General features: G+C 57.2%; 14 protein-coding genes and 1 pseudogene. 6 read left to right on the top strand and 9 right to left on the bottom strand.

Annotated elements, in window-relative coordinates; genetic code table 11:
* Positions 1-31: 31 nt before the first annotated feature.
* Positions 32-862: an alpha/beta fold hydrolase gene (locus KGA97_RS15690; protein WP_223481057.1), complete on the top strand. Its 831-nt coding sequence runs from the start codon at positions 32-34 to the stop codon at positions 860-862.
* A gap of 315 nt (positions 863-1177) precedes the next feature.
* On the opposite strand, the gene KGA97_RS15685 is transcribed toward KGA97_RS15690, so the two are convergent.
* From KGA97_RS15685 to KGA97_RS15665, 5 genes and pseudogenes are all read right to left on the bottom strand, one after another.
* Complete coding sequence (locus tag KGA97_RS15685) at positions 1178-2374, bottom strand: ABC transporter permease (RefSeq protein WP_223481056.1); 1197 nt, start codon at positions 2372-2374, stop codon at positions 1178-1180.
* Positions 2374-3585, bottom strand: a complete 1212-nt coding sequence (locus KGA97_RS15680) for an ABC transporter permease (RefSeq protein ID WP_223481055.1) — start codon at positions 3583-3585, stop codon at positions 2374-2376. The genes KGA97_RS15685 and KGA97_RS15680 overlap by 1 nt, the downstream gene beginning before the upstream one ends.
* On the bottom strand, positions 3585-4271 hold the full coding sequence (locus KGA97_RS15675) for an ABC transporter ATP-binding protein (RefSeq protein WP_008033381.1): 687 nt from the start codon (positions 4269-4271) through the stop codon (positions 3585-3587). Before KGA97_RS15675 ends, KGA97_RS15680 begins: the two co-directional genes overlap by 1 nt.
* Positions 4268-5419: an efflux RND transporter periplasmic adaptor subunit gene (locus KGA97_RS15670; RefSeq protein WP_177318176.1), complete on the bottom strand. Its 1152-nt coding sequence runs from the start codon at positions 5417-5419 to the stop codon at positions 4268-4270. The genes KGA97_RS15675 and KGA97_RS15670 overlap by 4 nt, the downstream gene beginning before the upstream one ends.
* Before the next feature lie 637 nt (positions 5420-6056).
* Positions 6057-6233: pseudogene (locus KGA97_RS15665) on the bottom strand (ubiquinol oxidase subunit II); the annotation flags it as partial.
* 817 nt (positions 6234-7050) lie between these two features.
* Here KGA97_RS15665 and KGA97_RS15660 point away from each other — a divergent pair.
* Entirely contained in the window at positions 7051-8025 is a 975-nt protein-coding gene (locus KGA97_RS15660; RefSeq protein ID WP_223481062.1) for a quinone oxidoreductase family protein, read from the top strand.
* Positions 8022-8948 (top strand): LysR family transcriptional regulator, encoded by a 927-nt coding sequence (locus tag KGA97_RS15655; protein ID WP_223481054.1) that lies wholly within the window; start codon positions 8022-8024, stop codon positions 8946-8948. Before KGA97_RS15660 ends, KGA97_RS15655 begins: the two co-directional genes overlap by 4 nt.
* 115 nt (positions 8949-9063) lie before the next feature.
* Here KGA97_RS15655 and KGA97_RS15650 read toward each other — a convergent pair whose 3' ends face one another.
* Entirely contained in the window at positions 9064-9600 is a 537-nt protein-coding gene (locus KGA97_RS15650; protein WP_223481053.1) for a DUF2867 domain-containing protein, read from the bottom strand.
* A 23-nt stretch (positions 9601-9623) separates the two neighbouring features.
* Positions 9624-10274, bottom strand: coding sequence for a DJ-1/PfpI family protein (locus KGA97_RS15645; protein WP_223481052.1), 651 nt, complete (start codon positions 10272-10274; stop codon positions 9624-9626).
* A 126-nt stretch (positions 10275-10400) separates the two neighbouring features.
* Here KGA97_RS15645 and KGA97_RS15640 point away from each other — a divergent pair, with 126 nt between their 5' ends.
* Complete coding sequence (locus tag KGA97_RS15640) at positions 10401-10961, top strand: TetR/AcrR family transcriptional regulator (RefSeq protein WP_223481051.1); 561 nt, start codon at positions 10401-10403, stop codon at positions 10959-10961.
* A gap of 111 nt (positions 10962-11072) precedes the next feature.
* Here KGA97_RS15640 and KGA97_RS15635 read toward each other — a convergent pair whose 3' ends face one another.
* Complete coding sequence (locus tag KGA97_RS15635; protein WP_223481050.1) at positions 11073-12206, bottom strand: aminotransferase class V-fold PLP-dependent enzyme; 1134 nt, start codon at positions 12204-12206, stop codon at positions 11073-11075.
* Positions 12207-12473: 267 nt separating this feature from the next.
* Positions 12474-12926, bottom strand: coding sequence for a hypothetical protein (locus KGA97_RS15630; protein WP_223437306.1), 453 nt, complete (start codon positions 12924-12926; stop codon positions 12474-12476).
* A gap of 461 nt (positions 12927-13387) precedes the next feature.
* Between KGA97_RS15630 and KGA97_RS15625 the strand changes: the two genes are divergently transcribed.
* Together KGA97_RS15625 and KGA97_RS15620 are read left to right on the top strand one after the other, a co-directional pair.
* Positions 13388-14899, top strand: coding sequence for a HEPN domain-containing protein (locus tag KGA97_RS15625; RefSeq protein ID WP_223481049.1), 1512 nt, complete (start codon positions 13388-13390; stop codon positions 14897-14899).
* A 544-nt stretch (positions 14900-15443) separates the two neighbouring features.
* Positions 15444-17006 carry a YecA family protein gene (locus KGA97_RS15620; protein WP_223481048.1) on the top strand — a complete coding sequence of 521 codons (1563 nt, stop codon included), beginning with the start codon at positions 15444-15446 and terminating at the stop codon, positions 17004-17006.
* The last annotated feature ends 2 nt before the right edge of the window (positions 17007-17008 follow it).

Raw genomic sequence — 17008 nt, 5'->3', positions numbered from 1 at the left:
ATGGCCTCCATTTCATTCGGGAGATGCGAACATGGGTTATGTCACTACGCAGGACGGTGTTGAGATCTTTTATAAAGACTGGGGACCACGCGATGCCCCAGTGGTCTTTTTCCATCACGGATGGCCGCTCAGCGCGGACGACTGGGATGCGCAAATGCTATTTTTCCTGGCGAACGGCTACCGGGTGGTTGCACACGACCGACGCGGTCATGGGCGATCCAGCCAGGTCTGGGACGGCCACGACATGGATCACTATGCTGATGACGTCGCGGCCGTAGTCGACCATCTTGGCGTGCAGGGCGCAGCCCATGTGGGGCACTCCACCGGCGGTGGTGAAGTCATTCATTACATTGCTCGCCACGGCGAAGACCGAGTGTCCAAGGCCGCCATCATCAGCGCCGTGCCTCCGCTGATGGTGCAGACCCCGGCGAATCCAGGTGGCTTGCCGAAGTCGGTTTTCGATGACTTGCAGGCCCAGCTCAAAGCCAACCGTGCACAGTTCTACCACGACGTTCCAGCGGGACCTTTCTACGGTTACAACCGCCCGGGCGCCAAACCGTCTGAAGGCATCATCCTGAACTGGTGGCGCCAAGGCATGATGGGCTGCGCAAAGGCACATTACGACGGGATCGTAGCCTTTTCCCAGACCGACTTTACCGACGATCTGAAGAGCATCAAGATCCCCGTGCTGGTGATGCATGGTGATGATGATCAGATCGTGCCTTATGAAAACTCCGGGCCCTTGTCAGCCAGTCTCTTGCAGAACAGCACGCTGAAAACCTACTCGGGCTACCCACACGGAATGCCTACAACGCACGCCGATACGATCAATGCCGATTTGCTCGCTTTCCTGCGAGGCTAGGCAATCGGGGGGAGGGCGGGTGAAAATCCTGCCCTTATTTATGTATGGACTCGCCCCCCACTGTCTACCTGCTTTATCAAACACTGCCACCCGACCACAAGGCAAACCAATAGGAAATGTCGCCCAGGTTAACGAAATGGATCGTGACGCGCTCTTCAACGCTGAGTTCGTGATAAAACATGGCAACACCCTACCGAAGCGGTCAGGTGTTGCACTCAGTTTTTGCCGCTGCCAACCAATTAAAATCACCGGCCCAGCGCCGGCGTTATCGTCACGCAGCGTACAGCTAGCCCGTCAGGCTCATTGGCCTGGCCGCTATTCACTGCGCAGAGCCGCCACCGGATGCAGGCGGGCCGCCCGCAGTGCCGGAGCCAGGCCGGCGAGAATGCCGAGCACCGCCGCCAGCAGCAGCGCCAGCAGCAGAAACAGCGGCTGCAGCGCCAAGGGCAGGCTCGGCATGGCCAGATGCAGTAGTCCGAGCAGGAGGCCCATCAACAGCAGACCAAGCAGACCACCGGCCAGGGACAGCAGTGTCGCTTCGGCGAGAAACAGCCCGAGCACCTGCCGCGGACTGGCACCAATCGCCCGCAACAGGCCGATTTCCGCCGTGCGCTCGCCCACAGTGGTAGTCATGATGGTGAGAATGCCGACGGCACCGACCAACAAGGAAATGCCCCCCAAGGCACCGATGGCCAGGCTCAGGGTGCCGAGAACGCGGTTGAAGCTGCGCAGCATGTCGTCCTGGGTGCTCAAACTGAAGTCCTCCACGCCGTGCCGTTCGCCGAGCACCTGGCGAATCTGCCGACTCAACGTCCGCGAAGTGGTGCCGGCGCCGAACACCACATGGACTTTGACCACCCCGGTGCGGTTGAACAGGCTTTCGGCCCAATCCACCGGGATGTAGGCGATATCGTCGAGGTTGAAGCCGAGCAATTGGCCCTTTTCCGCCATCACGCCTATCACCCGGAAACGCACGCCCCCGACGCGGATCAGCTCGCCCAGCGGATTGCGTTCACCGAACAGCTCGACACGCAACTGATGGCCGAGCACCACATAGGGCGGCGAACGACCGTCACGGGCCACGGGCAGGAACTCGCCCAGGCTCAGTTGCATGCGCCAGGTCTGCGCCAGCTGATGGCCGCCACCGAGAATGTCGCTGCGCCGGCTCAGTTGACCGAACTGGATATCCCCGCTGCCCTGAATGATCGGCACCGCCGCCTCGACATGCGGCAAGCGCCGCAGGGCGTCGGTATCACTGATAGTCAGTGGCCGTACGCTGCCGAGCAGACCGCCGAGGCCGCTGGTCTGGGTCTTGCCCGGGCGCACGGTGATGATCCGCGTACCAAACTGCGAGAAGTTCTCCAGCACATAGCCGCGCGCGCCTTCGCCTATGGCCGTGAGCAGCGCCACAGCGGCTATCCCGATCGCTACCCCGAGCAGGGTCAGCAGGCTGCGCAAGGGGCGACAGGTCAGCGCCGAGCTGGTCAGCCGGAAACCATCTTGCCAGCGCATCAGTGCGCTCCCGGCGGGCGTAGCGCCGCCACCGGCTCCAGCGCCGAGGCCCGAGCGGCCGGCAGCCAGGCGAACAGCAGCGCCGTGCCGAGTGCCAGCAGCACTGCGCTAGCCCGCGCCCACCAGGGTGCATAGAGCGGCAGATCGAACGCCAGGCGCCCCAGCCAGAGCAAGGTTTCGGCCAGAAGTAGCCCCGCCAGCGCCCCCGTCAGTGCGAGCAACGCCGCCTCGCCGAGGAACAGCAGGCGCAGCTGCGCCGCCGTCGCACCTATGGCTTTGAGCAGGCCGATCTCGGCGCTGCGCTGGCTCACCGCAATCCAGGTCACGTTCATGATCAGGATGCCTGCCACCAGCAGGCTGATCGCGGCAATCCCGGCCACTGCCAGGGTCAGCACCGCGAGTATCTCGTCGAAGGCGCTGAGCAGGCTGTCCTGACTGATCAGGGTGATGTCTTCCTTACCCTCGTGGCGCTCCTTGAGCGCGGCGAGTATCAGCCGCTTGCTACGGTCGAGAAAGCTCGGACCACGCACCTCGACAAACACCCGCAACAACCCCTCGCGATTGAACAAGGCCTGGGCACTGGCCACCGGGATGATCAACATCTCGGCGAAATCCATCCCCAGGGATTCGCCCCGCTCACCGAGGATGCCGACCACCCGGAAGCGCCGGTCGCCGGCGCGCAACCATTCACCCAGGGCCGGGCGCGCACCGAATAGCTCGCGCCGGAGTTTGCCGCCGATCACACAGACGGCCTCGGCCTGCTCAGGGTCCAGCGCCGGCAGGGGTTGGCCCTGGACGACCGTCAGTTGGCGAATGGCGAAGAAGTCCCGGGTGGTGCCCAGGGTCAGCACCTCACGATTGCGGTTGCCGACTATCACCTCCATCTGCCCGGCCTGCAGCGGCGCGACCCGGCGGATGCCCGGCAACTGGGTGATGGCCTGGACGTCCTGCAAGGTCAATTCGTGCGGCGTCAGGCCGGTGAGCGGCGGCATGCGCCCCGTGGTTTCCTTGCGGCCCGGGAAAACGATCAGGATGTCGCGCCCGAGCAGCGAGAACTCGTTCAGGACGAAGGCCCGCGCCCCTGCGCCGAGACCGGTGAGCAGATTGACCGCAACCACTCCGATAGAGATGGCCAGCAGCAGCATCAAGCTGCGCGAGCGATGCCCACGCAAGGCGCCGAGCCAGAAGCCCAGGGCATCGGCAGCGCGCATCAGGTCAGCGCCCGCTGCGGCGCAGCAGTGTGGATCCGCCCGTCACGCATGTGTAACTGGCGCTGCGCGCGGGCGCCCAGGCTGGCGTCGTGGGTCACCACTATCAGGGTCAGGCCCTCGCCGTTGAGCTCCTCCAGCAGGCTGAAGACCTCGGCGCCGGCCTGGCTATCGAGATTGCCGGTGGGCTCGTCGGCCAACAACAGCGCCGGTTGCATGACCATCGCCCGGGCGATGGCGACGCGCTGGCGCTGACCACCGGACAGCTCGGCAGGGCGGTGGGCAATGCGCTCGCCCAGCCCCAGGCGCGCCACCAATTGGCTGCTGCGCTTGTGCCGTTGCGCCGCGCCGATGCCAGCGAGGACCATCGGCAGCTCGATGTTTTCCAGCACAGTCAGCCGTGCGATCAGGTGGTAGGACTGGAACACGAAACCTATCAGTTGGCTGCGCAATTGGGCGCGCCGCGCCTCGCTCAGCGTCGCCGTGGCCTCGCCCTGCAGCCAGTATTCGCCGGCGCTCGGCGCATCGAGCAAACCGAGGATGTTCAGCAGGGTCGACTTGCCCGAGCCCGACGGGCCCATCACCGCCATGTAGTCACCGGCGGCGATGTCCAGATCCAGGCCGTCCAGCCCCATCACCTGCTGCTCGCCCAACTGGAAACTGCGGCTACCGCCGCGCAGACGGATCATTGCTCAGTCTCCGCCGCATCCACCGGGATCACCGCCACGTTGTCCTTGAGCCCTTCCTGCTCGAGGCTGGCGACTATACGCGCGTCCTCGTCCAGCCCTGCGAGCACCTCGGTCCAGCGCCAGTTGCTCAACCCGGTTTGCACCTCCACCTCGCGTAACACCCGGGTGGTCGGGTCATATCGCAGCACGTGCTGCCCCTCCAGCAGGGTCTCGGTGGGGATGCGCAAAGCACGTGCGCGCTGCTCCAAGAGGATCTCGACATCGGCGCTATAGCCGGTGAGCAGGACCAGATCGGCCGGCGGCTGGTCGAAGCGCACCTCGACATCGACGGTGCGCGCCTGCTTCTCCAGTTCACGCACATAGGGCGCGATGCGGCTGACGCGGCCGGCGAAATGCTGGCCACGGAAGGCATCCAGGCTGATCCGCACGGCGGTTCCGGGGCGAACCCGGGCAGCGTCCACCTCATCGATCGGCGCCTCGACATACAGGCAGCTGTCGTCGATCAGGTCGATCGCCGGCGGCGTGGGAATACCCGGCGGCGAAGGGGTGACGAACTCGCCGAGTTCGCCGTTGATTTCTGCGACTATGCCGGCGAATGGCGCACGCAGGGTCGTCTGCTCCAGCAGTGAACGCTGCAACTGCAGGCTGGCGTCGGCCTCGCGGATCAGCACGGCAGTGGCACTGCACATCAGCTTCGCCAGGTGAGCCTTGGTCTCGGCCTGATCGAGACGATCGGCGGCAACCAGCTTGCGGTCGGCCAGAAGGCCCAGGCGATCTAGGTCGCGCCGGTCCAGATTAGCCTGCTGGCAGCGCTGTTCGCGGGCGTTGCGTTGGGCCTCCAGCCGCGCCTCGGCCTCCTGCAGCCGGGCCTGTTGCTCGTCCTGTCGCAGGCGCATGAGCACCTGCCCCGGCTGAACCCGCTGGCCCTCGCCGATCAGCAACTCGGCAACCTGGCCGCCGACATTGAAGGACAGATGCGAGCGTCGACAGGACTTCAGCGTACCCGCGCGAGTGTTGGCCACCAGCGTCTCCACCGGTCCCCGCTCAACCTCTAGCAGCCTGACCGGCAACGGCTGTGGTCGACTCAACCAGCCGCCAAGCACCATCAGACAGGCCAGCATCGACGAGCCAATCAATAATTTGCGCATGGACTGCACCTCCTCCCACATGGCTTGAGCCTAGGTCAGGAAGGTAAAAGCTCAACGCGAAGCGCCATTTATCCGACGATTTTCAGACGAGCGTCATAAAAATGGCGAATGAGATTTATTTCTCTCGCAACTGCTATCCCCCAGCCATGCCAACTCACTAAAACTCCTTGCCGCGGCGACGCTACGACGTCGAAATATCCCCGGAAACTGTGCCACGCTTTGCTCATACCCGAATGTCTTCAAGCAGCCCAGGCTGTCGGTCAGCATTGGCTCAAATTGGCCGATAGCTGCGTGTTGAACTCAAGGTCTCAAACTAGTGACGCAGGTCTAGGTAGACCGGGTAGGCGCGACTGGTTTTCGTGCTCGAAGAAAAGCCCCCGCACTCGGCTCAAGTGTGGGGGCTTTCTGGTTGAGCGAAGGGGGATTTTCTCACTTCGGTTCGGGTCGTTACGGGTAACACTGTGGTTCAGTCCGGAGGGCGATCGGCCTCATCCACCGTCAGAGCGTTCCGAGGGGCAACTCCATCGCTACGAAAGTGCTCAACGCCAACATAATTAGCAACGCTATAAACATCAGGCTCAAATGAGCGACCTGCTTATAACGGGGTATCAGCCTATTCGTGATTCGAGCAATTGATTTAACAGTGGAAGACATCACCAATCCTCACTTTTGCGCAAAACACCCAATAGTTCCTGAAGGTGTACATCAGAATCACCGGCAGGATGAACAGCGTGCCAATCAAGGCGAACAGCTAACTGGTGGCCGGTGATGTCGCCGTCCACAGGCTGACGGATGGCGGGATGATGTCCGGCCAGCAAGGTCAGCAAGGCATCCGGCGCGGCCTTTGGGGCGGCCGGCGGGTTAGTAGTTGCCGAAGGGGCCGCCGGTGGTGGCGGACCGAAATCATCCAGTTGCATGGCGTTGGCGGTGGTCAGGGTAAGGCGCATCGGACAGCGCAGCCTTGACCCGAGCAGCAAGGCGACGGAGCGGCATGGTGGTGTCGCGCGTTTCATTTTTCACCCCTCCTGTCATGCCGAATCTGCCAAGCCCTGTCGTCTGCATGATGTCCGGGACGACAGCTATTGCGGGTACGAGGGGGCGGTGCAACTAATGAGCCATTTCAATAGAGCGAAAAAAGTTCAACTTAATTAATAAACTGCTTCCGGGCGTTTCGAGTTAGAGAAAAGGTGAGTGGGGAATAATCCTCAAATCAGGTGGTAAACGCCCGGTTGCGTGGGTGTAATTCCCCATTTATGGAGATCGTAGCGACCCTGTTTCACCGACCGCTTCTGGCCGATTTCTGCCTGTCCCCACAGTCACCTTTGAGTCGATCCAAATCATACAGCCGCCAATCATGCGCCCCGTGGGGAAACCGGGGCCAGACCACCATTATCCTAAACATGGTCTGACCACGTTTTTCCGAAGCAGACGCTCTGCAATGATCTTTGGCGTCTCTACAACCGCTACACACCCGCCATCGATCTACGCGAAAAACGCGTGGTGTTATCGATTTTATTGCTGCAATCTGTGCATTAATGATCTGCAATAAACCAGTCTTGTTCATTACGGGGGCAGTTCTCACACTAGAGGCATCAATGTGAAGGCAGCTTCTGGATGAAGAGGAAATGACCATGGTATCTGCGATCCGGTTTAACCAGTTTGGCAATCCTGAAGTACTGAACCTGGAGACACTGAGCGAACAATTGCCAGGGCAAGGCGACGTTTGGCTTGAGCAAGAAGCGATTGGTGTCAATTTTCTCGACGTAACCCAACGTAAGGGCGCAGTGCCCATCGCGTTGCCATCTGGACTTGGGTTGGAAGGCTCCGGGCGTGTCGCCGCTGTGGGTGCCGGTGTCAGCAATGTGCAAGTTGGGGATCGCGTCGCTTATGCCACCGGGCCTATTGGTTCGTATGCTTCGGCCCGGCTTTATCCGGCGGCGCGACTGGTCAAAATTCCGGATGCACTGTCGTTTGATGATGCCGCAGCCGTCATGTTCAAGGGCCTCACAGCACAGTACCTTTTGAAGAGCACCTATCCCGTAGGGCATGGCACAACCATCCTTCTTTATGGTGTGGCTGGAGGACTGGGGGAAATTATGGTGCCGTGGGCAAAGCATTTAGGTGCGACCGTAATCGGCGTAGTTTCAAAGTCGGCCAGTGTCGAAAAAGCCAAGGCGTTGGGCTGTGATGAAGTCTTGGTGTTTGACGCTGACAGCCTGGCATCGGACGTCGCTCGTATCACCGAGGGTAGAAAGGTCGACGTGGTCTATGACCCCATAGGGCGCGCTTCCTTCCAGGCGTCTTTGGATAGTCTGCGGCCACGGGGTTTGATGGTCTCGTTTGGAGCTTCATCCGGTGCACCGTCTGCCGTGGAGCTATCAACACTCAATTCCAAAGGCTCGCTGTACCTGACGCGTCCTTCGTTGGCAGCCCATACGGCAAGTGCCGCTGAGTACCAGGAACGAGCAAAGGATGTCTTGGCAGCCATAGCTGCGGGTATTATCAAACCCCGGATCTGGGCGAGCTATTCATTGGCTGACGCAGCATTGGCGCATGCCGACCTGGAGTCGGGGCGTTCATCCGGGGCGATCATTCTAAAACCATGAATCTTGATGTTCTGAATAATCAATACAGTGACGAAATCGCTGCGTTTCTGGCCGTTGCCTCGCAAGGCTCATTTGTCGGGGCTGGTCGGCTATTGCAGCGACACCCTACGGTCGTCTCGAAACGACTCGCCTCAATGGAAAAGCGCCTTGGTGTTCGGCTGGTGGAGCGTTCAACCCGGCAGGTTCGAATTACTGAAGTAGGTGCCAAGCTGGAGCAGCGTCTTCGCTCCGCCATCGAACTGATGAATGAAGCGCAGCAGCAAGCAGCGGAGGGTGCCAGCGAAATTCGAGGAACTTTGCGGCTTGCGCTGCCCGCAGCCATGGGACGGCGTTGGCTTGGCCCGATGCTGCCGGAGTTTCTCAAGGCTTACCCTCACGTCTCAATCCTTGCAGACTATAGCGAGCGGCTGGTCGATATCATTGATGAAGGTTTTGACGCTGCCATCCGAATTGGAGAGTTGGAAGACAACAGGTTGATCGCCAGGAAACTGAGTGATCATCGCCGCATATTGTGTGCGTCGCCTGTTTACATCAGAGAGCATGGCATGCCTGAAACGCCTCAGGATCTGGTCAAGCACAATTGCCTTCGCTTCAGCGGCCTTGCGTCTTTTCCTCAGTGGCGACTTCATCGAGGTAATGAGCTTCAGACGGTTTCACCCAAAGGAAACCTGACGGCCAATGATAGCGAGTCGTTACTTGCGGCGGCCCGAGCGGATGCGGGAATACTGGGCGCCGGTGACTGGTTGATGAGTAGTGATATTGCAGCCGGAAAACTGCTGCATGTTCTTCCTGACTGGCAATTGGATACCGCTGGTGGAGTCTACTTGGTCAGGCCATCGGCCAAATTTCCCAGCGCCGTGGTCGTCGCCTTCAAACAATGGATCGAGTCAAAGTTCATCCCAGTGCCCCCCTGGGCCATTTGACTGGCTGATCTTCAATTCTCCCTTAATAAGTGGAGGCCCCTTGTTCAAAGGTGTCGTTCTTTCTATAGCGTCGTCCTGCCTTTTTGCCACCCTGTACTACTACGCGACCTTGCTCTCAGCCTTCGGAGCCGGTAGCCAGAGGCCAACCGATGCGCGCTGCACGGAGGAGGCTGGCCTTAACAACCAAGCGGTGAAATGGGGCAATAACGAATATGTAGGCCCGGCCTAGACGGTTGTGGCAATGGACCACGGTTGAAAAAACGAGTTGGCGACTGCCTTCTGGCTCTGCCTCTCCAGAACACAGGATCGATATCCGGAAGTCGAGGTGCTTGTCGTCCTCTCCCAACACGATTTCAGTCTGGTTCGAGCTGTAGACCTTGAAGATTTGAATCCGATCAGCAAGCGTTGCCAAATGTCTGGCTGTCTTGATACCAAAACAGGCAACGATAGTGTCTCGGACTTTCATGAGCCATCCGATCCAGGATGGCTGGTGGGAAAGGATGAATCGAGCCAGCACATCTGGATTGCTGGAGGTGCCCGCCGGGAGCCGAATCGCAAAAGCGTCCGCCAGGTTCATCGACTCGTAAAGGTGGGTGATGCCGGACCTCGAGGGTACTGGCACGGACATAATGAGTTCAAATTCTCGGGGCATCGGGGATCTCTCCTGAGTTCCAACTACCAATTAGATGACATGCCATGTCGCGTTTCTTGTTGCGATGGTTTGTCGTATAACGCTCCTTGTCGGATGCTGAGCCCGATCAACGCATCATAGAGCTCTTGCTGCCCAGCTGGCAAAACAGGGAGCAACGTCGCTCGGCGCTTGCCGACATCGAACCAGGATTCAACCAGCCATCCCACCAGATAGAGCGCCGAAAGGCATCCGCCAGCAGTTGCAACGTTCCCCTGGCATACAAGAGGCTGGTCCACGGGTTCAAGTCCCAGAGCTTGCAAGCTCGATCGTGCATCCGGATGTGTAGTTGCTTGGCCGCTGAGCAGCCCAAGCCGTTCGAGAATGAACGCTCCGGCGCATATCGAACCGATTCGCTGGCGTCTGGAGTCAAGTTCAAACGACGGCAGGAAATCCGGGGCGGCAAGTGCAGCGGGTATCCCTTCCTTGCCGCTGACGAACAATACCGCGTCGGCACTATTGGCCTCGGAAAGCGGACCGTGCACCGAAACAGGCAGGCCATGCGCCGATCGCACGATAGCGCTGGAACCCAATATCCGGACGTGCCAGTCCTCAGTGTTGCGGCCCAAAATGTCCCACATCAGGAATAGGTCGATATCAGTGAATTGGTCGAAAGCAACCAGAACGATTTTCTTCAAGGCGAGCTCCATGAAAAGTGCTAGCGTGCAAAACGCAACGGCTATCTTTGCTGGTGTTCGCAGCGTATCAATCGGTTGCGCGCCATACACAGTCTGTATGGCGCTAAACATGGAGCGAAATAACGGGTGGGAAAATTAACTCGCAACCATTGGATCGCGGCTGGTTTTGAGGCCCTCGACCAAATAGGACATAGTGGTGTTTCGGCCGAGAGTCTATCGCGCCGATTGAATGTGACCCGCGGATCGTTCTATCACCATTTCCGTAATCGCGAAGACTTTGTCCGCACCTTGCTGGCCGCTTGGGAAGAAGACTACACGGAGCGCATGCTCACTTATGCGGCACAGGGTCGTAGCGCGGGCGAAGTCCTGAAACGCTACTTGAGTATTGCCGCTGAGAAACAACCTGGGCGGGAGGTTTCCATCCGCGCCTGGTCGCTGCACGATCCGTTGGTAGGCGAGTTTCAGCAGCGTGTTGACACAAGACGACTGGACTTCGCGATACGGACGAGCCGCCGCTTGGTCCCTATGCCAGGCGAAGCAGAAGTGATTGGTCGGGTGGCCCATCTGTGCCTGATTGGTGGTCAACAGGCAGGGCTGCGGCGTGATGCCGCTCGCTTCAACAGTTTCCTGAGTCGAGCCTTTTCACTTTTCGAAGGGGCTCTTCCACCGTGGCACACGCGTCAGTAAGACGCGTGCACGGGCTTTCCCTTGTGGTTCTGACATGACGTCCGGACGACCAGCGTCATATTCGTCGAAGATCAACGCCATGGGCCGGCAGTGCCCAGGCAAGATGCAGGCTTAGTTCACCATCACCTCGTCCAGTGCCTGTTCGAGGGTGCTGACCGTGCGCTCGATATTATTCAGCTTTTCGAGTCCGAACAGACCGATGCGGAAGGTCTGGAAGTCGGCCGGTTCGTCGCATTGCAACGGCACTCCGGCGGCGATCTGTAGGCCGTGGTTGGCAAATTTCTTGCCGTTCTTGATGTCGGCATCATCGGTGTAGCTCACCACGACGCCAGGGGCCTGAAAGCCGGCTGCGGCCACGCTTTTGATGCCTTTGCCGGTCAACATGGCGCGCACCCGATCGCCCAGCGCCTGTTGTGCGTCGCGTACCTTGTCGAAACCGTAGGCTTGCGTCTCTTTCATCACTTCGTTGAATCGCGCGAGGGAATCGCTGGGCATGGTCGCATGGTAGGCATGTCCGCCCTGTTCGTAGGCCTGCATGATCTGAAGCCACTTTTTCAGGTCGCAGGCGAAGCTGCTGCTCTGCGTCTGCTCGATGCGTTCGAGGGCCAAGGAACTGAACATCACCAGGGCGCAGCAAGGGGAGGCGCTCCAGCCTTTCTGCGGTGCGCTGATCAGCAGGTCGACGGCGCATTTGTGCATATCAACCCAAATAGTGCCTGAGGCGATGCAGTCCAGCACAAACAGGCCACCCACCGCATGCACGGCGTCGCCGACGGCCCGCAGGTACTCGTCGGGCAGGATAATCCCTGATGAGGTTTCAACGTGGGGGGCGAAGACAATCTGCGGCTTCTGCGCCGCAATGGCTGCCAGCACTTCGTCCAGAGGGGGTGGGGCGTACGCAGCCTGGCGACCCGTGTCGACCGGTCGGGCTTTCAGCACCGTGGTGGCCGCCGGGATGTTGCCCATCTCAAGGATCTGGCTCCAGCGATAACTGAACCAGCCGTTGCGTATCACCAGGCATTGCTGGCCGGTGGCAAACTGTCGCGCCACCGCTTCCATGCCAAATGTGCCGCTGCCCGGGACCACCGCAACCGCCTGGGCGTTGTAGACCTGTTTCAGGGTCCTGGAAATGTTCTTCATCACGCCTTGAAATGACTGCGACATGTGGTTGAGCGAGCGGTCGGTGTAGACCACTGAGTACTCGACCAGCCCCTCAGGATCGATACTGGGATATAGCTTTGACATGGAGTGACTCCTTTGGCAGAGATGTCCGTGGTATCGACCCTGCCTTAAGCCTTGGCAAATGACAAGATTGCTCGGGATTGAATGGCGACTTCTGTTGAGCGGTTGGCATCATCAGGTCGATAACGACCAGTTACGAAGGGCAGCAGCCGACCCATTGCTGCCCTTCATGCAGGGCAGCAATGGGTCATCAGTTGAAAAAGTCGGATTTTCAGCCCGCCAGAACTCAGGCATGACTTCCACGCGTAGCGTGAGAACGATCAACCTCAATCAAAACTGCTTTGATGCGCTGGCAATGCGCTGGTACTTACGCAGCTGTCGGTTAATGTTGCGGATATCCAGAAAAAATATCTCTGCGCTACGCCAGAGCAGCATCCACGCGGTGACGGTAACGACTCCCACGGGGATGGTGCCTTCAATGCCCAGAGCCGTGCCTGCCAGCACCAAGGCTAGTGCCAAGCCCAGGAGTGTCAGCGCTACCAGCCGGTGGGTGCGAATATCCCCTCTGAGTTGTTCGCTCTTTTCCGCAAAGGTATTGCTGATGGCTTGCTGCAGGCGTTCTCGCTCATCTTCCGGGCAGCGAATGTGCAGACACAGTTCGGAGTGGTACCAGGCGCTATCTGACAGGTAGTCCACCAGCTCGGCGCTTAGCTTGGGGTTGTCCGGCGAGGCAAACGGATTGAGGTAATCGTGGGTAATCGTCAGATCGATTTTTTTTGTCATAACGAACCTTCACCTGATTGAGCTGTGGACTGAGATTTTAGTGTTCGAGGTAAAGCTAGTCGCAAGACAGCTGCTCTGCCTGATCGGCAGTTGCACGCGCTGTTGCAAGAGCGGATTTATCCGCGATGCGTTGGCTGAATGTGCGCCGCGACCGTCTGCATCAGCGCTGATTGTTATCACTCTCTCCGTGAGTGACATCAGTCAGCGGGCGGCGCATGCGCGGATAAGGGCTAGAGGCAGCTTTTGGCCGATAGCTGACTGTCACCAAGGACTGCAATCGACCCATAGCTGCCAGTTGAGAAAAAAGACATCATCTGCTCTCTTGCGAGGCTCGTGCAGGCTCCCCAAAAGATTTCCCGGAGTCATTACGGCATTGCAATTGAGCGGCGGCTAGTTGTCGAGCTATCTAGGCTTGGTTTTATTATTGCGGATCATCATCGATGGCATTGCACGGAGAATATATGGAAATTAATGATCACGGATTATTTTGGTGGGCGGGGAGTGAGCACACCGACGGATATGCTGCCGGACTACTGACAATAAATTCCAGCGGTGTTATTAGTCTAGAGTTGCACCAGACTTTACCAGGGCGCAGCGGAGCGGAGGCTGTGTTTAGGGAGGAGGTTGCATCGGAGGTCGGGATTGTTGGCTGCTTGAAAGCTACGGGGCACTACGTGCTGCTCAGGGGGCTGCAAACAAACGGTGGCCGAAGCGGTTTGATTTCATATGAAAATTTTATTGCTGAAGAGTGTTTTATTTGCCAGGAGATGATAGATACCGAAAAATTTACGAAACTAAAAATTTCTTTGGAAGGTTTGCAGGAGTGGATTCGCCCCGGGAAGATTGATTGCGAGGAGCCGCTAAATAATAAAATTTCGATAGGTCTCGAGTGCAATCCGACAGAAGCGTGGGAAACCAATACAGGGCTTGTTGAGATACGACACCATTTTACAGGGAATAAGCCAAATTTGTTTAGCAGCGATCTAAATATTGGATTGGCCTCTGAGCTTATTTATACTCCTACATCAGCACTCTCGAGCCAAGAGATAGTGGGGTGGTATCGTGCTGTTCAAGACCTCCTACTAATCCTAACCAATTGCACTTTGACACTTAAGTGGCCGAAGCTGATTTGGAGCTGCGAAGGCAAAGACCTCGTGGTTCGTTACTATTTTCGTCGACAGGAGCCAGCTGATAATAAGATTACCTGGCAACAAACCCTACTTCCATTCCCAAGGATTCGTGAAGCTTTTGGTACGATGGTCGATAAATGGCTTCTTGCTCGAAAAAGCTTAGGACCTGGTATAAGCCTCTATCTGGGCACCAGACGGAATTTCAGATTGTATGCAGAGCATCGTTTTGTGAATTTGGTGTGGGGCCTTGAAGCGCTAGGAAGGCGAACGGACCTTCCCGAATCCGACGATTCGAAAGTGAGCGAAAAAGTTAAGAGAATAACTGAGGCAATTAGCTCTGTCGAAGGACTGAATTCAGGAGATCGTAACTGGCTAAAAAATTTAATGAAACGTGCTGTTGAACGTCCGCTGTCGGAAAGGCTGTTTGAAACGTTGAGCCCCGTCGCCATTGGTATTTCTGAAGAAAACCTGAAGAAATTTTGCAAAACGTGCGCTGATCTGAGAAATGATTTATCACATCATGGGGGAGAACGCGAGCCAGGAGAATATGAGGCTTTCCTCACAGGTATTCTGAACAATAGTGAAGCGCTCTCCAAACTCTATCTCCTTGTCATATTAAGTCTATTGGGAGTTGGTGGCGACGAGTTTGAAAGAATCATGTATATGGACATTGGCTCGAACTCATTTAAAGTCTCGTTCCGGCAGGCAGGTTTGATACCGGAGGAGGACATTGAGCAGCTACTCGCTAGCCTCAGTCCTCAAGCTTTGATAACAGAGTCAAAGCCTGAGTCGGGAATCGAGTCAGAACCTACGCTCGAATCCCAAGCGGGTAGGGCCATCTAAGCAATAGTGCAGTAATTATTCGGATCGCCCAGTCCATCCACCTGGGCGGTATCGGAACGTCAGTTATCGCAGAGCTACACGCGCCACTGCTCGTCAGACTAGCCGTCGTATGTAATCTCACTATCTTCACTTTGGTATCCGAGTACAGATTGCCCACAAATGTATGCGCACTCTTGGCGACACCTTGATTATGTTCCTACACGTAGATGTGACCGAGCGCGGTCCAATAATCCAATTGAGCATTCGTGCGTAGCAAGTCATGCGTGTGTTTTTTGCCGCACTCGAAGAGTGCTTTGAGGGGTACTTCCGGGAGTTAGCTACCCTCTACGAGCGGCAGCTATTGGCCGGAAGCTGCCGCTCACGACCGGCCGCTTTAGGCAAAAGCAGACGTTCAAGCCATATCGGCAGTCCCAAGGCACACCACCTTTGGCTCACCGACAACAAAAATATGACTTGATGATTAGCGTCATTCGACGTCAGGCAATTGTCGTTAGATTACTACCTGAGTAATCTCCGGCGACCTACGCGCATCAAGGATGACTTCATGAAAAAACTTGGCAGAAACAGCCCTTGTCATTGCGATAGTGGCAAAAAGTTTAAGCGATGCCATGGCTCTCCAGAACACCTTAAGGTTCTGCAAGCTACCTTAGGTATGGCACATGAGGCGTACGAGTTCCAGCGTCGAGAACAACAAGGACTAGGTAGACCAATTTTTTCCACCCGAGTCGATGAACATCGCTTTGTTGCCGTAGGCGATCAGCTTCATGCGGCAACAAACTGGAAGACCTTTCACGATTTCTTGCGCGATTATCCAAGAATTGTCTTAGGCGATGACTGGTGGCAGTGTGAAGCAATCAAACCGATAGAGAACCAGCATCCGGTTTTAGCTTGGTTTGCCGTAGCCTCTGAGCAAGCGACGGAAAATAAGACCCTCAAAGATAAATTCATACTCCCCTCGACGGGGGCTTTGTCATCGTACATGCACTTCGCCTATGATCTATACGCGTTGAAGCATTCAACGCAAGTTGAGCCCTTGCTCATTGCACGAATCAAGAACTCTGCTGGATTCCCAGGAGCGAGGCATGAAGTGCGCGTAGCAGCCTTGCTTTTGCGGGCTGGGTTCACCCTCGAACTAGAGGATGAGACGGACCGCAGTTCAACCCACGTAGAGTTCGTCGCCACCCATGTCGCTACCGGAATAAAATACTCCGTTGAAGCTAAACGCCGCGAAGGCGCCAGACTGAAGCTTAATAAGCTGTTGTACAACGCTCTGAACAAGCAAGCGGAACATCCTCGGATAGTTTTTATCGATACGAACGACCCTCGACAGGAACATCATCAACGCGAACAACTCCCAATTCCTTTGGCGGAAACCAGAGCACGGCTTAAACTGTATGCTGAAGATCCTATCGGCAGAACGCTGCCCGCGGCTTACGTGATAGCAATACACTCCCCAGAAGAGCATCACTTGAACATGGTTAAGGTTCCTCTCAGCTTTCTGCTATGGGGGTTTCGAGTGGATGACCTGCAACCGGGTTACAAAACCCTGTTAGAACAGGTGGAGATTCGGAGACGACACTCACCGATATTCGAACTCGCCAAGTCCATGACTGAACATTTGAAAATACCGGTTTCGTTCGACGGCGAAGCGGACGCTTTTGCCAGTCAACCACCGGCAGGCAAGCTCCAGATCGGCTCTCGCTTCGTATTGCCTGTACCAGATGGGTTAGAAGTCGATGCCCTCTTGGAGAGCGGCGTTGTCATGCCGGAGCAGCAGCAAGCGTGCTGCATTTTTTTGGCGACCAATGGGACGCGGTTCATGTGCACCATTGCCCTAACAGAGGCCGAGCTGGAAGCATACAAACAACATCCATCTACATTTTTCGGCGTAATCGATCACAACGCTGGTCGCAAGCCTTTGAAAACTCCACTCGATTATTTCGATTTCTTCTGGGCGGCCGCCGGTGACACTTCGAGGGAAAATCTCCTAGAGTGGATGGCAGACGCTCCCGACTTTGGCAACTTATCCTTACTATCTCAGGAAGATCTTGCAACGCACTACTGTGTTCGCATGGCAGAGTTGATGATGGCCACAGCTCCTGTTTAGGC

The sequence above is a fragment of the Pseudomonas sp. BF-B-15 genome (assembly GCF_019946675.1).
Taxonomy (GTDB): Bacteria; Pseudomonadota; Gammaproteobacteria; order Pseudomonadales; family Pseudomonadaceae; genus Aquipseudomonas; species Aquipseudomonas migulae.
This window is presented reverse-complemented; position numbering and strand designations above follow the sequence as displayed.